This window comes from Algiphilus sp., from assembly GCF_023145115.1.
In the GTDB taxonomy this organism is placed as follows: Bacteria; Pseudomonadota; Gammaproteobacteria; order Nevskiales; family Nevskiaceae; genus Algiphilus.
Window position 1 is genome coordinate 20,818 of the sequence record NZ_JAGLEJ010000040.1, and the last position, 19,189, is coordinate 40,006.

Annotated in this window: 17 protein-coding genes; 11 read left to right on the forward strand and 6 right to left on the reverse strand. The window is 67.9% G+C overall.

Annotation, left to right across the window (positions count from 1 at the left end; genetic code table 11):
• Positions 1–32: 32 nt before the first annotated feature.
• Complete coding sequence (locus KAH28_RS13680) at positions 33–932, reverse strand: SDR family oxidoreductase (protein WP_223055054.1); 900 nt, start codon at positions 930–932, stop codon at positions 33–35.
• Positions 933–1,392: 460 nt separating this feature from the next.
• On the opposite strand from KAH28_RS13680, the gene KAH28_RS13685 reads away from it, so the two are divergent.
• The 7 genes from KAH28_RS13685 (at position 1,393) to KAH28_RS13715 (ending at position 7,830) form a co-directional block, all read left to right on the forward strand.
• A complete protein-coding gene (locus KAH28_RS13685; protein ID WP_223055053.1) occupies positions 1,393–2,382 on the forward strand; it encodes a hydroxymethylglutaryl-CoA lyase in 990 nt (329 codons plus the stop codon).
• Between the two features lie 386 nt (positions 2,383–2,768).
• The gene (locus KAH28_RS13690) at positions 2,769–3,227 is read left to right on the forward strand and encodes a PaaI family thioesterase (protein WP_223055051.1); all 459 of its coding nucleotides are present in this window, start codon (positions 2,769–2,771) and stop codon (positions 3,225–3,227) included.
• Positions 3,224–3,655 (forward strand): PaaI family thioesterase, encoded by a 432-nt coding sequence (locus tag KAH28_RS13695; RefSeq protein ID WP_223055050.1) that lies wholly within the window; start codon positions 3,224–3,226, stop codon positions 3,653–3,655. Before KAH28_RS13690 ends, KAH28_RS13695 begins: the two co-directional genes overlap by 4 nt.
• A 30-nt stretch (positions 3,656–3,685) precedes the next feature.
• Positions 3,686–4,546, forward strand: coding sequence for an SDR family oxidoreductase (locus KAH28_RS13700; RefSeq protein WP_223055049.1), 861 nt, complete (start codon positions 3,686–3,688; stop codon positions 4,544–4,546).
• The gene (locus KAH28_RS13705; RefSeq protein WP_290577519.1) at positions 4,543–5,277 is read left to right on the forward strand and encodes a transglutaminase domain-containing protein; all 735 of its coding nucleotides are present in this window, start codon (positions 4,543–4,545) and stop codon (positions 5,275–5,277) included. Before KAH28_RS13700 ends, KAH28_RS13705 begins: the two co-directional genes overlap by 4 nt.
• 41 nt (positions 5,278–5,318) lie before the next feature.
• On the forward strand, positions 5,319–6,890 hold the full coding sequence (locus KAH28_RS13710; protein ID WP_366918201.1) for an AMP-binding protein: 1,572 nt from the start codon (positions 5,319–5,321) through the stop codon (positions 6,888–6,890).
• Positions 6,891–6,915: 25 nt separating this feature from the next.
• Positions 6,916–7,830, forward strand: a complete 915-nt coding sequence (locus KAH28_RS13715; protein ID WP_290577523.1) for an alpha/beta hydrolase — start codon at positions 6,916–6,918, stop codon at positions 7,828–7,830.
• A gap of 222 nt (positions 7,831–8,052) precedes the next feature.
• Here KAH28_RS13715 and KAH28_RS13720 read toward each other — a convergent pair whose 3' ends face one another.
• The 3 genes from KAH28_RS13720 to KAH28_RS13730 form a co-directional block, all read right to left on the reverse strand.
• Positions 8,053–9,150: a CoA transferase gene (locus KAH28_RS13720; protein ID WP_290577525.1), complete on the reverse strand. Its 1,098-nt coding sequence runs from the start codon at positions 9,148–9,150 to the stop codon at positions 8,053–8,055.
• Between the two features lie 62 nt (positions 9,151–9,212).
• Positions 9,213–10,568, reverse strand: coding sequence for a VWA domain-containing protein (locus KAH28_RS13725; protein WP_290577527.1), 1,356 nt, complete (start codon positions 10,566–10,568; stop codon positions 9,213–9,215).
• On the reverse strand, positions 10,552–11,514 hold the full coding sequence (locus KAH28_RS13730; RefSeq protein ID WP_290577529.1) for a MoxR family ATPase: 963 nt from the start codon (positions 11,512–11,514) through the stop codon (positions 10,552–10,554). The genes KAH28_RS13725 and KAH28_RS13730 overlap by 17 nt, the downstream gene beginning before the upstream one ends.
• Before the next feature lie 388 nt (positions 11,515–11,902).
• Between KAH28_RS13730 and KAH28_RS13735 the strand changes: the two genes are divergently transcribed.
• A complete protein-coding gene (locus KAH28_RS13735) occupies positions 11,903–13,453 on the forward strand; it encodes a long-chain-fatty-acid--CoA ligase (protein WP_290577531.1) in 1,551 nt (516 codons plus the stop codon).
• Positions 13,454–13,975: 522 nt separating this feature from the next.
• On the opposite strand, the gene KAH28_RS13740 is transcribed toward KAH28_RS13735, so the two are convergent.
• Complete coding sequence (locus tag KAH28_RS13740; protein WP_290577533.1) at positions 13,976–14,860, reverse strand: AMP-binding protein; 885 nt, start codon at positions 14,858–14,860, stop codon at positions 13,976–13,978.
• 730 nt (positions 14,861–15,590) lie between these two features.
• On the opposite strand from KAH28_RS13740, the gene KAH28_RS13745 reads away from it, so the two are divergent.
• The 3 genes from KAH28_RS13745 to KAH28_RS13755 all read left to right on the forward strand — a co-directional run bounded on the left by KAH28_RS13745 (position 15,591) and on the right by KAH28_RS13755 (position 17,894).
• Positions 15,591–16,502 (forward strand): metal-dependent hydrolase, encoded by a 912-nt coding sequence (locus tag KAH28_RS13745; RefSeq protein WP_290577535.1) that lies wholly within the window; start codon positions 15,591–15,593, stop codon positions 16,500–16,502.
• Positions 16,394–17,080, forward strand: a complete 687-nt coding sequence (locus tag KAH28_RS13750) for an SRPBCC family protein (protein WP_290577537.1) — start codon at positions 16,394–16,396, stop codon at positions 17,078–17,080. The genes KAH28_RS13745 and KAH28_RS13750 overlap by 109 nt, the downstream gene beginning before the upstream one ends.
• 64 nt (positions 17,081–17,144) lie before the next feature.
• Positions 17,145–17,894: a MerR family transcriptional regulator gene (locus KAH28_RS13755; RefSeq protein ID WP_290577539.1), complete on the forward strand. Its 750-nt coding sequence runs from the start codon at positions 17,145–17,147 to the stop codon at positions 17,892–17,894.
• 264 nt (positions 17,895–18,158) lie between these two features.
• Here KAH28_RS13755 and KAH28_RS13760 read toward each other — a convergent pair whose 3' ends face one another.
• Positions 18,159–19,139, reverse strand: coding sequence for a YCF48-related protein (locus tag KAH28_RS13760; RefSeq protein ID WP_290577540.1), 981 nt, complete (start codon positions 19,137–19,139; stop codon positions 18,159–18,161).
• Between the last annotated feature and the right edge of the window lie 50 nt (positions 19,140–19,189).

A 19,189-nucleotide genomic window follows, 5' to 3' on the forward strand; every position in this document is an offset into this window, starting at 1 on the left:
CTCCTCTTGGCACCGCCTGCGCCGCCGACCGATCAGCGGCCGGTGCCGACCTTCATCAGCAGGCCGATCTCGTCCATCGCGTTCGCCGGCACCTCGAAGGACGAGGTGTCGCGGATCTCGGCGAGATGATCGCGCACGTTCTCGACCGTGAGCTGTGGATTGAAATAACCGGGAATCGCGCCGACGAAGATGCGTCCGACACGGCCACCGCCGCAACTGAAGATCTCGCCGCTGGGCTCGCAGGACTCGTGCGCCAGATAGCCCACCACCGGCGTCACCTGCTCCGGATTGAGCTTCTCCGCCATCGGGCCGAGCAATTCCTCGGTCATGCGCGTGCGCGCGGCCGGGGCGATGACGTTGACCTTGACGTTGGCCTTGGCGCCTTCGATGGCAGCGGCGCGCGAAAAACCGACGATGCCCATCTTGGCCGCGCCGTAGTTGGTCTGCCCGAAGTTGCCGAACAGGCCGGCCGCCGAGGTCGTATTGACCACCCGGCCGTAGCCCTGCTCCAGCATGCGGTTCCAGGCCGCGCGCGTGCACCAGAGGGTGCCGTAGAGATGAACGTCGATGACCGGGCGGATGTCCGCCTCGGTGGCATTCTTGAAGGCTTTGTCGCGCAGGATGCCGGCATTGTTGACCAGGATGTCGATGCGCCCGAAGGCGTCGATGGCGGTGCCGATCACGGCCTGCGCACCCGCCTCGGTCGAGACCGAGTCGTAATTGGCGATGGCTTCGCCGCCGGCCGCACGGATCTCGTCGCAGACCTTCTGTGCGGGCGTCTGCGAAGCCCCGCTGCCATCGGTGGCGCCGCCAAGATCGTTGACCACGACCTTGGCGCCGCGCGAAGCCAGGAACTGCGCATGGCTGCGCCCCAGCCCTTGCCCCGCGCCCGTCACCACCGCGACCTTGCCGTCATAGCGCATATCGCTCATGTAGGTCTCCTCATGTTGCTGTTGTTCAGGTTTGCGTAAACTACCTAACGATAGTTCGGTATACTACATCAATTGCCGCGACGCGACCCGGCCCTCCGCTCCATCCGAGGCAAGCAATCATGGTGCTCAACGACGATCAGCGTGTTCTGCGCGACACCGCCCGATGATGCGCGCGGGAGCGGCTCAAGCCCGACGACCAGAAGCACGAGCGCACCGATCCCTTGGGCCCCATCAAGGTCAGCTACGTGCTGCGACCGGCCGCACCGCTTGGCCAGACCGTCCGCGACCACGCCCCGCTCGCCAGTGCGGCGGAGTGTCCGCCCCGCGCGATCAGCGGCCAATCCGTCGTCGCACTGGGCCTCAGGGAACCGCGCGCCAGCTCCAACGCCGGCAGGCGGGCCCTGCGCGCCCGGCGCAAGCCCGCCTTTCAGCGCCGCTGAGCCCGAACAGGAGACCCGCGATGAGCGATTTTCCGAAGTCCGTCGAGTTCCACGAGGAGGGTGTGCGCGAGGGCTTTCAGATGGAGCCGCTCACCTACCCGCGCGAGCGGCGCATCGCGTTGCTCGATGCGCTGTCCGCCACTGGACTGCGCCAGATCCAGGTCGGCTCGCTGGTCAATCCGCGCAAGGTGCCGCAGATGGCCGACACCCTCGAGCTGTTCGCCGAGCTCGAGCGCAGGCCCGGGGTCCGCTACACCCTGCTGTGGCTTAACGAGTCCGGCTACCGGAAGGCCCGCGCGGTGGAGGGCGCCTTCAACCACGCGCCGCTGATGTATTACCTCACCGATGCCTTCGCCCTGCGCAACAACAACCGCACGGCCCTGGACATGCGCGCCGAGCAGGAAGCGTGGCTGGACCGCTATCTGGCCGATGGCGCAACCGTGCAGAAGGTCTACGTGCTGACCGCCTGGGGCTGCAATCTCGGCGGCCCGGTGGCGCTGGACAGCGTGCTCGACGCCTTCCGCCACGCCATCGGCCTGTTCCGGGATCGCGGGCTGCCGATTCCTCCGCTCTATCTGGCCGACACCATGGGCTGGGCCAGCCCCGAGGAGGTCAAGCGCCGCATCGGTGCGGTGCGCGAGCTCGCGCCCGAGGCAAGGATCGGCCTGCACCTGCACGATACCCGCGGCCTGGGCGGAGCCAACGTCTACGCCGCGCTGTCGATGGGCGTCACGCTGTTCGATGCCTCCGTCGCCGGCCTGGGCGGATGCCCCTTCGCCGGCCACAAGGCGCGCCACACCTCGGGCAACATCTGCACCGAGGACATGGTCTTCCTGTGCCACGAGCTGGGCATCGAAACCGGCATCGACCTGGAGGCGCTGATCGAGGCCGCGCGCCTGGCCGAGGACATCATCGGCCGGCCACTGATGGGCCGCGTCATGCACAGCGGCGCGCTCAAGGCCTTCCGTCACGGCAAGACCGCCGACAGCGCCTGCGCTTCGGCACCCTGACCGGCCCCGACCGTTCCGCCGTCCCCTTTCCCCGCACCGTCATGAACGATTCGCCCATTTCGACCATCGACCACACGTGCTTCCGCGAGACGCTGCGCCGCCTCATGGCCAGCGAGGTGGCGCCGCAGGCCGATGCCTCGCAGGGCCACACGGGATCGCAATCTAGCCCTTCCAGCAGGACTCGAAGAGCCTTCGCGTCGCCCGCCGCTTCGTGAAGACCGGATGACCGTCTCGGACACCCATCGCCAACCGCCTTCGGCGGCGTCACTGAGGCAGGCACGGAGGAGATCGCCAGACCGCTGTGCCCCCGTCCGTCGGCCGTGTGCCCGCGCGGCGCACCGGCCGGCCCGCGAACGTACCCCCCTTCCCTACCGAACATTGCCCATATGACCGACCACAACCGCCCCGAAGCCTGGAACCAGTTCCTCGCCATTGCCCCCTATACCGGCCTACTGGGCATGGAAGCCGTATCGGCCTCCGACAGCGGCTGCGTCATCGCCCTGCCCTACCGCGACGATCTGGTCGGCGATCCCGACAGCGGTGTGCTGCACGGGGGCGCCATCACCGCGCTCATGGACGTGTGCTTCGGCTTCTCGGTGTACTTCCGGACCAGGAAGTTCGTGCCGATGGCCACGCTGGACCTGCGCATCGACTACCTGCGCCCGGCACAGCCGCATCGCAAGGTCTACGCGTCAGCGAACTGCTACAAGCTCACCCAGGAGCTGGCCTTCGTCCGCGGCCAGGCCTACGACGACGATGCCGACAACCCCCTCTCCACCAGCGTCGGCATCTTCATGTTCACCGCGGGCAAGCCCGCCTTCACCGAAGCGCAGAAGCCCTCATGAACCTCGCCGACACCCTCACCGATATCCGCAGCCGCGGCGACTGGGCCGCGCTGCCGCAGACCCTGCCCTTCAGCCGCATGCTGGGCCTGCGCGTGGAGGTACGCGGTGAATCCTTCACCTGCGTGATGCCCTTCGAACAGAAGCTCATCGGCAATCCGGCCCTGCCGGCCCTGCACGGCGGCGCCATCGGCGGCTACATGGAATGCGCCGGCATTCTGCACCTGTTGTGGGGCGGCGAAGCGCTGGCCGTCCCCAAGACCATCGACTTCGCCATCGATTACCTGCTTTCCGGGCGCCCGCAGGACACCTACGCCAATGTCTACCCGGTCAAGCTCGGCAAGCGCGTCAGCAATCTGCGCATCGAGGCCTGGCAGACGGCGCCCGACAAGCCCATCGCGGTCGCCGTGATGAACGTGCTGATGCGCTGACCCCTTCAACGAGCCGTCGAGGAGGCTTTCATGAAATACCGTTCCATCTATCGTTCCGATCTGTTCGCGGATCAGACCGTGATCGTCACCGGCGGAGGCAGTGGCATCGGTCGCTGCACCGCGCACGAACTCGCCAGCCTCGGTGCCAGCGTCGCCATCGTCGGCCGCAAGCCCGAAAAACTGGAGACGGTGCGCGGCGAGATCGAGGCCGCCGGCGGCCGTGTGAGCTGCCATGCCTGCGACATCCGCGAGGAATCGATGGTGCGCCAGATGATCGCCGAAGTCATCGAGCGCCATGGCGGCATTCACGGCCTGGTCAACAATGCCGGCGGCCAGTACCCCTCCGCGGTCAGGGACCTGAGCACCAAGGGCTGGGAGGCAGTGATCCGCAACAACCTCACCGGCGGCTTCATCGTCGCGCGCGAAGCCTACACCCAGTGGATGGAGGCGCACGGCGGCAGCATTGTCAACATCATCGCCGACATCTGGGGCGGAATGCCGACGATGGCGCATACCGGGGCGGCGCGCGCCGGCATGCTCAATTTCACCGAGACCACCGCCTGCGAGTGGGCGCAGTCCGGTGTGCGGGTCAACGCGGTAGCGCCCGGCTGGATCGCCTCCAGCGGTTTCGACACCTATGACGAGGCCATGCAGGCCGAGCTGCGGCAGCTCAAGAACAAGGTGCCACTGGGCCGTTACGGCAACGAGGCGGAGGTTTCCGCCGCCATCGTGTTTCTGCTGTCGCCGGGCGCCGCCTTCATCAACGGGTCCAGCATCCGGGTGGACGGCGGCGTACCCAACGCCCGCCACACCTGGAAGCCGGTCCCCACGAACCGTTCCACGCCCTTCGACGGCTTCCCCCTCGCCACCGTGCCCCGGTGCCTGCAATGAGCCAGGCCGACCGGACCATGGAGCAGGCCGACCCTCTCGCGGCCTGCCTGGCGCCCAGCCCGCATGTCGAGGCCGATCATCCGGGCATCCGCGATCTGGCCGCGGGTGTGACCGAGGGCCTGAGCGATGCCCGCGAGCGCGCCGTGGCGCTGTACTACGCGGTGCGCGACGGTTTCCGCTACGACCCCTACACCATTGAAATGTCCGGGCGCTGCTTCAAGGCCAGCGAGGTCTTCGAAGCCGGCGCCGGCTTCTGCATCGGCAAGGCCACACTACTCGCCGCCGTCTCCCGCGCCGCCGGCATACCGGCGCGCCTGCGCTTCGCCGACGTGCGCAACCATCTCACCAGCCCGCGCCTGCGCGCAATGATGGGTACGGACGAGTTCGTCTACCACGGCTATACCGAGCTGTGGGTTGAGCAGCGCTGGCGCAAGTGCACGCCGGCGTTCAACAGAAGCCTGTGCGACAAGGCCGGCATCCACGCCCTGGAGTTCGACGGCATCGAGGACTCGGTGTTTCATCCCATCGACCGCTCCGGCCGCCAGCACATGGAGTACCTGCGCGATCGCGGCAGCCATGTCGACGTGCCGGTAGAGGACATCTTCCGCGTCTGGGCCGAGGTCTATCCCGGCATGTCGGGCTGGGCCGGGCAAGCCCCCAGCGGAGACTTCGAACGGGAGGCGGCCGCCCCCGAGCCGACTCGTGAGCCGGACGACAACCTGAGGAACTGACGATGACGACCGCAACGACGACCCCCAGCCCAGCGCCGGTAATGGGCGGCATTGAGCCACCGCCCGCGATCCTGTCGCGCGTGGCCATCGGCGACTTCCTGCGGCGCACGGCGCAGCGCGATCCCGCACGCACGGCCCTGGTGGACGGCGGCACGCGCCTGAGCTACGGCGCGCTGGACGAGCGCGTGTCGGCAGCCGCCAACGCGCTGCTGGCGACCGGCCCTGCACCGGGCGAGCGGGTAGCGACGCTGTGCAACAATTCGGCCGATTTCGTGACTGCCTTCTTCGGCATCCACCGCGCCGGTCTGATCTGGGTGCCGATCAACACTGGCTTGGGCCTGGACGATGTGCGCTACATCCTCGAGCACGCGCAGGCCAGCTGCCTGCTGGTCGACGCCGCCGTGCTGGCCCGCCCCGGTCTGCGCGAGCTGCTCGACGACATCCCCGTGCGCAGCCGCTTCATCGTGGAAGGCGCGGCCGATGGCATCTATGCCGAATTCACCGCGGCGCGGGAAGCCCAGTCCGCACGTGCGCCGGAGGTCGCGATCGGCGACCGCGACGTCGCCCAGATCATGTACACCAGCGGCACGACCGGGCGCCCCAAGGGGGTCATGCAATGCCATCTGGCGGTGGTGATGGCGGCGCTCGCCAACGCCGTCGAGCTGGGGCTGCACCGCGACGACACCGCCAACGCCGTGCTGCCACTGTTCCACTGCGCCCAGCACACATTGTTGTGCACCTCGCTGATGGCCGGCGCGACCACGATCCTGATGCGCGGCTTCGATCCAGCGGAGGTGCTCGATGCCATCGAGCGCGAAGGCATCACGCGCCTGTTCGCCCTGCCACTGATGTATCAGGCAATGCTGGAGCACCCCGACCTCGCGCAGCGCGACCTGTCGAGCCTGCGCACCTGCCTGTACGCGATGGCGCCGATGGCGGAGAGCCTGCTGCGGCGGCTGATCGAATGCTTCTGCCCCAACTTCATGCTGGCCTCGGGGCAGACCGAGATGTACCCGCTCACGGTGGCTTTCCGGCCGGAAGAGCAACTGCGCCGCTTCGGGCCGTACTGGGGCGTGAGCTCGGTGCTCAACGATACCGCGGTCATGGACGACGCAGGCCGCCTGCTCGGCCGCGGAGAGGTCGGCGAGATCGTCCACCGCGGCCCCAACGTCATGCTCGGCTACTACCGTGACCCGGAGGCGACCGCCAACGCGCGTGCCTTCGACTGGCACCATACCGGCGACCTCGGCATGTGGGACGACGACGGCCAGCTGCTGTTCAAGGACCGCAAGAAGGACATGATCAAGACCGGCGGCGAGAACGTGCCTTCGGTGAAGGTTGAGGCGGTACTGCTGCAGCATCCGGACGTGGCCAATGCCGCCGCCGTCGGTCTGCCGCACGCGCGCTGGATCGAAGCGGTCACGGCCTTCGTGACCCTCAAGCCCGGCTGCTCACCAAGCGAGACCGAACTGCTCGAGCACTGCAAGGCCCACCTCGGCGGCTTCGAGGTCCCCAAGGCCATCCACCAGCTCGAGACGCTGCCGATGACCAGCACCGGCAAGGTGCAGAAGCAGCCGCTGCGCGAGCGCTACAGCGATCTCTACGGCGGCTGAGTGCCGCCAGCGAAGGAGTACTGTCATGAAGACCATCCCCAATCTGCTGTCCGACACCGCGGTCGACGTCGCGACGCACGCCGAACAGATCTGCGCCGGGCTCAGACGCCGCGAGCGGCGCAGCGGCGGGCTGAACTGGGTGTACCTCGACAGCGGCGGCGACCGGACGCCGCTGGTGCTGCTCCACGGATTCGGCGGCGACAAGTCCAACTGGACCCGCATGTGCCGCCACCTGCGCGGCCGTTTCCGCATCATCGTGCCGGACCTGCCCGGCTTCGGCGAAAGCGAGGCACCAGCCGCGCTGCGCTACCGCGTCCAGGACCACGTCGAGCGGCTGCGCGGCTTTCTCGCCGACCTGGGAGTGATGCAACCGCACCTGGGCGGCAATTCGATGGGTGGCTATATCGCCGCACTGTACGCGGCAACGTACACGGACGAGTTGGCCAGCCTGTGGCTGATCGACAGCGCCGGCATCTTCACCGCCGAGCCAAGCGAGTTGCTGAGAACCCTCGAGTCCGGCGGCCACAACCCGCTGCTGCCCCAGACCCCCGAGCAATTCGGCACCGTCCTGCGCTACGCCATGTCCAGGCCGCCTCCGATCCCAGCTCTGGTGCTCAACGCGATGGCGCGCCGCGCGCTGGCCGCGAGCGCGCTGCGCCAGCGCCAGTTCGCGGACATTCTGGAGGAATCCCCGCACCTGGAGGAACGGCTCAAGGAACTGCCCACGCCCACGCACATTCTCTGGGGTGAGGAAGACCGCCTGATTCATGTCGACTGCGTGCGCGTGCTGCGCGAACTGCTGCCCAACAGCAGCGCGACGGTGCTCAGGGGCGTCGGCCACATCCCCATGCTGGAGACCCCGGCGAAAGCCGCGCAGGATTACCTGGCCTTCCGCGAACGCCTGATCTTCGGAACCGACCTACTCCCCGAAGTAGCCTGATGCCGACCGGGCCGGCAACGGTCGCCCGTGGCCGGTGGCGGTCCTTCGGCGTCGTACCTGCCGTCTCCGCGACAATCGGGGCTGCCCCCCCCCCAACCCGTCAAGCTCGCGGACCGCAACGCGCTCGGTGTGGCGCGTGCGGAGCAAGGCCCCGTAGATGGCGATGCGCCGCGGCGCCGACCCGCTGCAGCGGGCGGTAGGGGATGCGCCGACGGATGCGCTTCAGCGGGCGGGCGGGTCCTCGTCGTGCTCGCCCAGCGCCGGGCTCGGATCCAGCGCAGGCCGGGCCTCGCCGTCGAAGCGGATGGGCATGCCGAAGGCCGGCTTGCCCTCGGCCCACTGGATCAGCTCGCGGGCGCGCACCTGCTCGTTCTCCAGCACCTCGTCCATGCTCAGGATCGCCGACGCACACGTGTCCTCGCCGGCGAGCAGGCACTCCCACTCGTCCCGGCTGCGCGTCCGGACCAGCTCGGCCACCGCTTCGCGCAGCGGGAGGCTCTCCGGACCCGGCGCATGCGGCAGTTCGAGCAGATCGGGGCGGCCGGCGAGCTTGCAGAAGTTGACGAAGAACTTCCGTTCGAAGGCCCCCAGGGCGAGGTAGCGACCGTCGGCACACTCGTAGACCTGGTAATTGGGCATGGCGCCGGAGAGCAGACCGCCGCCCCGGCGCGGCGGCCGGCCCAGCTCGCGCAACTCGGCGAGGGTGGCGACCTGCAGCGCCAGCGTGCAGTCGAGCATGGCCACGTCGACGAAACAGCCTGGCCCGCCGGCACGCACGCCGTTCAGCGCAGCCAGGATGCCGATGGCGCAGGACAGGCCGCCACCGGCGAGGTCGGCCACCTGGAAACCGCCGACCAGCGGCGCGCCGTCGGCAGGGCCGCTCTGTTCCAGCTCGCCGGCGTAGCCGCGATAGTTCATGTCATGGCCGGGCCGGTCGCGGTAGGGGCCACTGTGGCCGTAGCCGGTGAGGGCCGCGTAGACCAGGCGCGGATTGATGGTCTTGAGCGTGTCATAGCCGCAGCCGAGCTTGGGCATCACATCCGGTCTGAAGGTGTCGACAACCACGTCCGCGTTGGCCACCATGGCCTTGAAGCGCTCCACATCCGCGGCCTGACGCAGGTCCAGGACCACGGACTTCTTGCCGCGGTTGACCTGCTCGAACAGCCCCGGCATCTGCCGCGCGTAGTCGCCGGTGCCCGGCTCCTCGATCTTGATGACCTCGGCGCCGAGCTGGGCCAGGTACAGCGTGGCGAAGGGGCCGGGAAGCAGGCGTGAAAGATCCAGCACGCGGGTGCCGCGCAGGAGGGGATTGGTGTTCATCTGAGGGAACTCCGATCAGCAGGTGGAGGGAAGAAGGAGGGCGCCGCAGCGCCGGACGCGCGCTACGCAGCCTTGGTCAGCAGCTGGTCGACCGCCCGCGCCAGCTGGCCGAGCGTCCCGCACTCGTGCACCGCGTCGCAGCACGACGCATAGCGCAGCATTTCGGAGTCGCCCAGGCCCCAATGGCTGCGCGGCTCGGGGTTGAGCCAGACCACGCGCCGTGCCCGCTGCCGCAGGCTGCGCAGCACCGCGGTTTCCGGGGCCGCACGGTTGTTGCGCGCATCGCCGAGAAAGATCACCGCGCTGCGGCGATCCACCCCGGGCAGCTCGCGCACCGCGAAGTCGCGCAGCATGCTGCCGTAGTTGGTACCGCTGCCGCCGACCTGGTCGAGCACGCCCTCGATGGCGAGCTGCGGCGGATCGGCGTCGAAGCGGGCGCTGATGTCGACCAGATGATCGGTGAAGGCGAAGCTGCGCAGATCCGGCAGCAGTTCGCGCAGCCCGTAGACCAGCAGCAGCAGGAAGCGTGCGTGCGCCTGTACTGAGCGCGACACGTCGCAGACGACGATGAGCCGAGGCTTGTCGATGCGGCGCCGCCGCCAGCAGGTTTCGAAGGGCACCCCACCATAGGGCGCATTGCGCGCCAGCGTGCGCCGCAGGTCGAGCCGGCCGCGACGCTGGCGGCGCAGGCGCCGGGCATGGCGTGCGGCCAGCCGGCGCGCGAGCCGCTGCACCAGCTGGCGCATGCGCTCGAAGTCGCGCCGGTCGATGCGCGCCAGCGGAGCGTCGGCAAGCAGACCGTCGCGCAGCTGTTCGAGCGAGGCGCTGCCGTTGAGCTGCAGGCGCTCGGAGACATACCCGCGCACCTCGACGAACAGGCGTTCGCGCCCCCGGCGCAGCCGCTGCAGGCGCGCCTGCGCCGGCGCGGAGCCGTCGGCCGCTGCCGCCTCCTGCTCGATCTGCTCAGCTGCCAGGGCGGGCGCGCCCATGGCGTCGAGCATGCGCCGCGTGTACAGGCCGCGCTGCGTCGGCAGCCAGCCCCCGGCCAGACCAACGGATTCTTCGGCCTGGCGCAGGCGCCGCGCCAATCCGGCGCGGTCGCCGGTCTCGATCATGCGCAGCAGCGTATCGGCCGGTTGCTCGCTAGGCGCGGCATCATCGGGGGCCACGCCGCCGGCCGCCTCGCCGGCTTCGGGCTGGAACAGGTCGAAGGCGAAAAAGCGCTCGAAGACCTGGTCGAAGAGCGCGCGCTGCTCGGCGTTCTTGGCCAACGTGGCCCCCAGCGCCTCGCGCAGCCGGCCGCGGTCATCGAGACCAACCAGCACGGCGGCCTGGTAAGCTTCGAGGCGCTCCGATAGCCCTGACTCCAGGCCGCTGCCGCGCAGCGCCCGGAGAAACCCTTCAAGCGTGCGCTGCACGGCGGGCGCTCTCGCGCGCCGCCTGCAGCACCTGCGGCAACGCGGCGGTGGCGGTGGTCACATCCTCCTCGTGCTTGAGCAGGGCGGCCAGAGTGTCGCGCACCATATCCTCCCCCAGTTCGCCGGCATTGAGCAGAATCAGCGTGCGCGCCCAGTCGAGCGTCTCGCTGACGGCCGGCAGCTTCTTGAGGTCGAGGCCGCGCAGGCCCTGGACGAAGGCCACCAGACTGTCCCCGAGCCGCTCCGGCAGCTCGGGGAAGCGCAAACGCAGGATGCGCCGCTCCACCGCCGGCTCGGGGTAGTCGATGTGCAGGTGCAGGCATCGGCGGCGCAGCGCATCGGACAGCTCGCGCGCGGCGTTGCTGGTCAGCAGCACCATCGGCCGGGTGACGGCGGCCAGCGTGCCCAGCTCCGGGACGGAGACCTGGTAGTCGGACAGCACTTCGAGCAGAAAGGCCTCGAATTCCGGGTCGGCCTTGTCGATCTCGTCGATCAGCAGCACGCAGCCTCGAGGCTCGCGCAGCGCGCGCAGCAGAGGCCGGGGCTCGAGAAAGGCCTCGGAATAGAACAGATCGTCGTGCGCCAGCAGCCGCTCCATGGCCTGATCGAGTGACCCCGCCCCGGCCATCAGCTCGCTCAGCTTGTCGCGCAGCAACTGGGTGTACAGCAGCTGCTTGCCGTACTTCCACTCGTACAGGGCCTTGGCCTCGTCCAGGCCCTCGTAGCACTGCAGGCGCACCAGCGGGACGCCGAGCATCCCGGTCAGCGCATTGGCCAGCTCCGTCTTGCCGACGCCCGCAGGCCCCTCCACCAGCAGGGGTTTCTCCAGATGCATGCCGAGGTAGACCGCCGTGGCAATGCGCGCGCCGGCGACGTACTGCTGCTCGGCAAGGCCGGCGACGATGGCTTCGGGGGCCTCGAATCGCGGCGCGTGCAGGGCTTTCATCCCGCGTGCCTCCTGGTGGCCGGCCGTTGGCCGGCTCGGGAAATGTTGGTGCAAGGGCGGAAACCGTGTCCGCGGCTGCCGGCCGGCGCGCGGAACGCCGTCGGCGCCCCGCAGCCAAGCCTAACGGCCAAGCGGCATCGGCACCCCGGACCGGGCGCCCAAACGTCATGAATCTTGCGCGGCATAACGGTTCCGTCGCCCATCGTCCCCATCCGCGCGTTGCCCCCGTACCGCCCGCGCGGGCGAGAACCGGCAGGCGTCACGCGGTGCGTGACTCACATGGCCCCGGCACAGAAGCCGGGGAGGCTTGCGCTCATGCGCGACTGCATGGCAATCTAACATTCGTTAGGCGACATCGCAAGCAATCACAGAACGTGGAGGAGGAATCGTGTTCATTACCCAGACCCTGCGCCGGGCGGTCCAGATCAACGCCAGCGGCACTGCCACCATCTTCGGCGAGCGCCGGCAGACCTGGCAGCAGTTCCAGGAGCGCGTAGCGCGGCTGGCGGGGGCGCTCAAGGAGCTCGACGTCGGGGCTGCGGATCGCGTCGCCATCCTGGCGCTCAACAGCGACCGCTACCTCGAGTACCTCTATGGCGTGGCCTGGGCAGGAGCCGCATGCAATCCGATCAATATCCGCCTCGCGCCCCCCGAGATCGCCTACACGCTGGAGGACTCGGGGAGCGCTGTACTCTTGATCGACGACGCCTTCTCCCAGATGCTGCCCGCCCTGCGGCCACTGCTCACGGCCGTCCAGCACGTGATCTTCATCGGCGACGGCCCCTGCCCCGAGGGCTGTCTCGATTACGAGCGACTGCTCGCGCAGAGCGCCCCCGTGCCGGACGCCGACGCCGGCGGGGACGATCTTGCCGGCCTGTTCTACACGGGCGGCACCACCGGCAAGTCCAAGGGCGTCATGCTCTCGCACGACAATATCGTCTACAACGCGCTCAACGTGCTGCCGGCCCTGGGTTACGACGATCAGTCGGTCTACCTGCACGCCGCGCCGATGTTCCACCTCGCAGACATGGCCAACACCTTCGCGGTAACGATGGGCGCCGGCACGCACGTCGCCGTGCCGCGCTTCGATGTCGAGGCCGTACTCGACACGGCCTCAAGGCACCGGGTCACGCACTTGTTGCTGGTGCCGACCATGGTCAACCTGCTGGTGAGCTCCGGCCGCATCGGCGACTACGATCTCGGCAGCGTGAAGCGGCTGATGTACGGCGCCTCGCCCATGCCCGAGGCGGTGCTCAAGAAGGCAATGACCCTGTTGCCCGGCGTCGAGCTCGCACAGGGGTACGGTCAGACCGAGGCAGCGCCGGTCATCACCTTCCTGGAACCGCGCTTCCACGTCGAGGGCGGCGCCAAGCTCACCAGTGCCGGGCGCCCCGCCTACGGCGTCGAAGTCATTGTCGTGGATGACGAGGACCGCGAGCTGCCCCGCGGCCAGGCTGGCGAGGTCTGCGCGCGCGGCATGAATGTCATGCAGGGCTACTGGGGACTCAAGGAACAGACCGAGCAGACCCTGCGCAACGGCTGGCTGCATACCGGCGATATCGGCTACATGGACGAGGACGGTTTCGTCCACATCGTGGACCGTGCCAAGGACATGATCATCACCGGCGGCGAGAACGTGTTCAGCGTCGAAGTCGAAGGCGCGATCTACGAGCACCCGGGCGTTCAGGAATGCGCGGTGATCGGCGTGCCCAGCGAGCAGTGGGGAGAAGCGGTCCATGCGGTGGTGGTGCCCGGGCCGGACGTTTCGCTGACCGCCGAAGAGATCATCGAGCACTGCCGGCAGCGCATCGCCGGCTACAAGCAGCCGCGCAGCGTGTCCTTCCAGAACGAGTCGCTACCGGTCAGCGGCGCCGGAAAGATCCTGAAGACCGAGCTGCGCAAGCCGTTCTGGGAAGAACACAACCGGAAGGTGAGCTGAGCGGGGGCGCTCTAGGGGCGGCCTCAGCCGGCGGCCGGCCGGCGAGTCCTCGTGCACGATGTCGCGGATGCCGGAGCGAGGGTTGTCCACGTCCGGCGCGTCGGCGGTCTCGGCGTAGCCCGTGTAGCACCCGCGGGTACGGCCAGGATGGAGGCCGGCCCCGCGCTCAGCGCTTCCCGGACGATGGTCAGGTCCGGCGGAGGCAGCAGGCGGAGCAATGCGGCTTCTGCGGCATCTTCCAGGTACGCTGCGCGTCCAGCCAAGACGAGAATGCCTTGGCTGGATTCACGGCGGGGGAGCGGATGCGCGACGCCCGGGCATCGGCTCGCGCAGTGGCAGGCACCCGATGGAAGGAAACCGTTCGGTCAGGCACAGCGCATGCTATCGCTTCCCGGAACCGGGGGCCGTGGGATCCTGCCACATCGATCGTCAACCCGCCGCGGCAGCATGCCCCCGATCTCCGGTACTCGGAAGAAGCGGCCCTCGCGTGGGGGCATCGCACCGATTCCGGGCCGCGCCTGTTCAGCGGAGCGCAACGCCGTCGACGACACCGGTGTATTGCGCACGCAATACCGTCTTGAGCACGTTGCCCGTGGCATGACATGGCAATTCGTCGGCAACGTGGACCTCCCGGGGGCACTTGAAGTGCACCAGTCGCTCACGACACAAGGTGATGAGTTCTTCCGGTTCCGGTGCCTGCCCGCCCGAGGGGTCGGCCACCACGACGGCGACCACGCGCTCACCCCATTCCGGATCACGACCGCGAATGATGGCGGCATCCAGAACGGCCGGGTTCTTGAACAACGCCGGCTCAACCTCGATGGGATGCACGTTCTCGCCACCTGAGATGATCATGTCCTTCTTGCGATCAACCAGGGCGATATAGCCTTCCTCATCCATGCGGTCGAGATCCCCGGGGTGGATCCAGCCGCTGCGGAAGACTTTCGACGGTGGCGTCCGGGCACGTCCAGCAACCGGCGAAAATGTCGGGCCGCGCGCCACGAGTTCGCCGACGGTGCCGGTCGGGACAGGACGGTCGTAGTCGTCGACGATGCCGGCATCGACGTGCACCGCCATCCGCCCCATCGTGCCGGCCTTGCTCGTCGCGTGGGCCGCGTCGAGAATGGACAACAGCGGTGCGGTTTCGGTCATGCCGAAGCCCTCGATGACCGGGACGCCTCGCTGGTTCAGGAACCCGATCATCGGCAACGGGCAGGGCGCGCCACCGCCCACGGCCATTTCCGGGAAGGACAGATCGAAACTGTCGAAGCCCGGCACCTGCGTGATCGCGGCCCACATCGCCGGCACCGTGAACTGGACGGTCGCGCGGTGCTCGGCCATGGTCCTGAGCGTGCCGGCCGGATCGAAGCCGGGCAGAATCACCTTCTTGCCGCCGACGTAGCGCATCGGCCGGCACGCCATCTCGGTTGGTCGCGTTCCTGTAATGCCGAGCGACCCCGTGCGCCGGATGGCTGAGAGGATGTGAACTCTCCTGCTGCGCTCGGCGTCTCGGCCGGCGCCCCGGCGCCCCGGCGTTTCGGCGCCCCGGCGTTTCGGCGCTGCTCGCAATCCTCATGCATTCCGGTCAGTCCGCTTGCCGCGCGGCGCCCATCCCGACTCCCGATCCGTGGCCGCGACACAGCCTGCCCGTGCTCGCGACGAGATCCTCGCCAGCGCCCCGCCGGTCAGTCGGGACGACCACAACTGACGTTCAACAGAAAGCCATGGCCGAAACATGAGGACCCTGTTCGTCGTGCGTCGAAATCGAAGCGCTCGTGGAGTGACCCGACTCGGTTGCCGACAATGGCCATGTAGCGATGCTGCGCGCGCTCATCGATGAGAGCGGCCTGGCCGACGCTGCACGATCAGCCCGAGAGCGGTGTCGCCCGGTCCACCCAGTGCACCGTCGCGGCACCCTCTCCGCGGCGGTGCGCCGACCGGCAGTCCGAATCCGGCTCCGCGATCTCGCGCTTGCACCGGTCGGCCATGACCGCGGGCTTCCGCGCCGAGCGCATCCCTGCCAAGGCCGCCGCCGAAGCGGCGCACCGGCACTTGCATCCGAGCCATTGGCGCGCTACCTTTTTGCGTAGTGCAGCCCCGCACGACGTGAAGGTTTACCCACAGCAGGAGATTCACGATGGCGCTTGCAAATCGAAAGATCGGCTACGACGAGGTGGAACCGCGCGACCTGCGCTTCAATCTGGGCAGGGACCAGGTTCCACGATACTGGATCAACGGCGATCCCTGGACCACCCACTTCTTCAATTCCATCATGGCGGCAGTGCCGGACGGCGAGCGCTGGGTCATGCAGTGCGTGCGACGCAGTCTCACCCTGCTCAAGGACGAGTCGGTGCGCAAGGCCGGCATCGCCTTCATCAAGCAGGAGCACTACCACGCGCGCGAGCACGACGACATGAATCGGGCGCTGATCCAGCAGGGCGTGCCGCTGGATGTGGTGGAGGCCAACTTCAAGCGGGTCCGCGCCGTGCTGGAAAGGCTCACGCCGCCGAGCATGCATCTTTCCATGATGGCGTCCTTCGAGCATTTCACTGCCACCATCGCGGCGGTCTTCATCGATCACCCCGAGATGCTCGACGACTCCGATCCGCAGATCGCGGCGATGCTGTTCTGGCATTTCGTCGAGGAAACCGAGCACAAATCGGTGACCTTCGATGTATTCCAGGATGCGGTCGGCAGCTATCCGCAGCGGGTGCTCGGCATGCTGATCGCCAGCGCCCTCTTTCTGCCCCTGATCGAGGGCCACATGCTGTACCTCGCCTGGAAGGATGGACAGCTGCGCAACTGGCGCTCGGCGCTGCGCTGCCTCGATACCCAGTTCGGCCGCAAGGGCGTGTTCACGCGCCTGCTGGGGCACTACTTCCCGTACTACGGTCGCAATTTCCATCCCTGGGACGCGGACAACCGCTCCAGGATCAGTTCATGGAAGCAGGCTTTCGCTGCCACCGGGGACACGCTCGCTGCTTACGCGGGGTTCCGCGAGGCCGCAGGGCTGCCGGAAAGGTCCGACCTCGTCGAGCAGGCCGCGTAGACTGGCGCATTGCCCCGTCCCGGCCGCCCGATGGTAGATGGCGGTCGGCACAGGCAACGGGCGCGAAACCGCTGCGCCCGGTGGCCGGGACGGGTCGCCGGGCATTTCGGTGTTCCCGCCCACGCCGGGCGCATCCGACATCACAAGAGAGTGAGAATATCGTGCAAGAGCTACAGATTGTCGAGAACGTCGGTCTTTCCCCGGACGAAATGTTCTCGCGGCTCGCCGACCATGAGAACCTCGGCAAGGTGCTCGGTGTGCCCGTCAAGCGCACCCGCGATGGCGAGGGTGACGTCAACGGCCGCGCATCGGTCCGCACCCTCGGCTTGTGGCCGCTGGACTTCGATGAAACGATCACGGCCTTCGAGCCGCCGGGACGCATCGCGTACGCGATCACCCGCGGATCTCCGCTGCGCAATCACCAGGCGGTCATCCTGCTGTCCCCGAGCGGCGGCGGCACCGAGGTTCGCTGGGTGATCAGCTTCAATTGCGTGATCCCCCTTACCGGCGGGCTCATCCGGCGCCTGATGCGCGTGGCCCTGACACAAGGCATCCGCAAGCTGGCCAGAACACCATGACCGAGGCCGTTCATGTAAACTTAACCGGCCATTCATGAACGCTGCTCGGTAGCCTGACTCGAACATGGCCGAGAAAGCCACTTACCGCATGGCGGAACTGGTCAAGCGCAGTGGCGCCAGCCGCGAAACGGTGCGCTACTACATCCGCGAAGGCCTGCTTCCGCCGCCCCACCGCACCGCCCGGAACATGGCGTGGTATTCCGACCGGCACCTGGAGTTGATCAAGCTCATCCGCGTGCTTCAGGACGAGCAGTTCCTTCCGCTCAAGGCGATCAAGTCGCTGCTCAACAACGACCAGGAATACGAATTCACTTCGCGGCAGCGCGAGATTTTTGCCAGTGTCCTGGCCGAAATGGATACGCAATCGCGTCGCAGCCTCCCGCGCCCACCCGGACGTAGGCTTGCGGGCGCGCTGGGGCTGAGCGATGACGACTACGACCAGTTGCTGGACATGGGGCTCATTCGTTCCGAAGACGAGCCACTGACGCGCGATGAAGAGGACCTGCTCCGTCAGTTCGCCATTCTGCGCCAGAGTGGCATGAGCGCCGAGCGCGGCTTCTCGCCGCAACATATCGAAATCGTGCAGGCGTCCGCCGACGTCTTGTTCGATCAGGAGCTGCGCATGTTCCAGACCCTGCTCGACAATCTGCGCGACGACGAGATTCCGGGAATCATGGAACGCGTCGTCCCGGCCATCAACCGGATCTTCGGCTTGCTGCACGCGCGTAAGCTCCGCGCCTTCGTTGCGCGGTATGCCGCCCAGGGGGGAAGCGATACCGCTGCGAACCCCGCCACCGCGGCCGAAGAACCGTAGCCGTCCTGCTCAATCCACAAGCGACGCCGTCCTTCTGTCATCGGCGCTAGCCAGAGGCGTGGCGCAAGAGCGATGAAACGCCCTGGCGCGGATGGCTTGGCGTGGACTTCCGCCAGCCGCGGAGTTGGTGAATTGCTTCCTGCGCCTGACATCCCGCGCTTCGGCGACGGCTCGCAGCCAGCGATGCCATTCAACACAGGCCCCTTGCTTCGCTTCGCGAGTCATGACGCGCCCCGTCAATCGGGACGCGCTCTTCACAAGCTCTCAGCGTAGCGCCGCGATGGGCTGAACCCCGCTGTCGGTCGCGGCGTACAGCCGGCCCTTCCAGCGCAGCAACACGGTGAAGGTATCATCCATTCTCACACCGCCCGATCGCGTGGCCAGCTCGAGACGTGACGGCGCCTTGCCCGTTTCCAGCACCACCACCTGCTCGCTCCTTCCAGCAGCCGCGACCCGCCCGTTGCCCAGACGCGCCAGGTCGAACAGCGGCTTCTCGATGCCTGTTGGTACGGCCTCCCACTGCGGCTCGGACAGATCCTCTGTGCGGAACGCGTTGCCGCGCATGCCGACCATCAGCAGCCCCCGCTGCCCCAGCGGCAGGGCGGCGTAGAGCGACCCTTCGTAGGGTGCATCGAGAATGTCCCAGCTCAGCCCATCCGGCGAGGTGGCCACCAGCCCCAGCTCGCCGACCAGCGCGAAGGTCCCATCGGGCAGCTGCAGCAGATCGTACAGATGGACCCCGCGCTCACTGAGGGTGGGATCGGCTAGGTCGCTCCAGGTCCTGCCGCCGTCCTGCGTGACCATGAACATCCCGAAGCCGCCGACGGCGTAGCCCGACGCCGCATCCGTGAACAGAACGTCCAGGAACGGGTTGCCGTCGCCATTGCTGCCATAGGCCTGCACCGACCAGCTCTCCCCGCCGTCGGCCGTGTGCAGGATGCTGGCGTCGTGGCCGACCGCCCAACCGTGCCGATCGTCCGCGAAGGTCACGGCATTGAGCATCACATTCACAGGTGAAGGAACCTGTGTCCACTGCTCACCGTCCTCGGACCTGAGGATGATGCCGCGCTCGCCGACGGCAATCAGCCTCTCACCGGCTGCGGCCACATCGTTGATGTGCGCCTCGGTGGCGAGCGGCTCGAGCGCGGCCGGCGTCGGCTTGCTCGCCGACGCCGGTGCGGCCACCGCGACTGCAGCTGCAACCGTGCCCACGACCCACATCAGCTTGCCCATCAGATTGTTCATATGCTTGGTCACGGAATATTGCTCACTTGCTATGGTTGTCGTCGACCCGG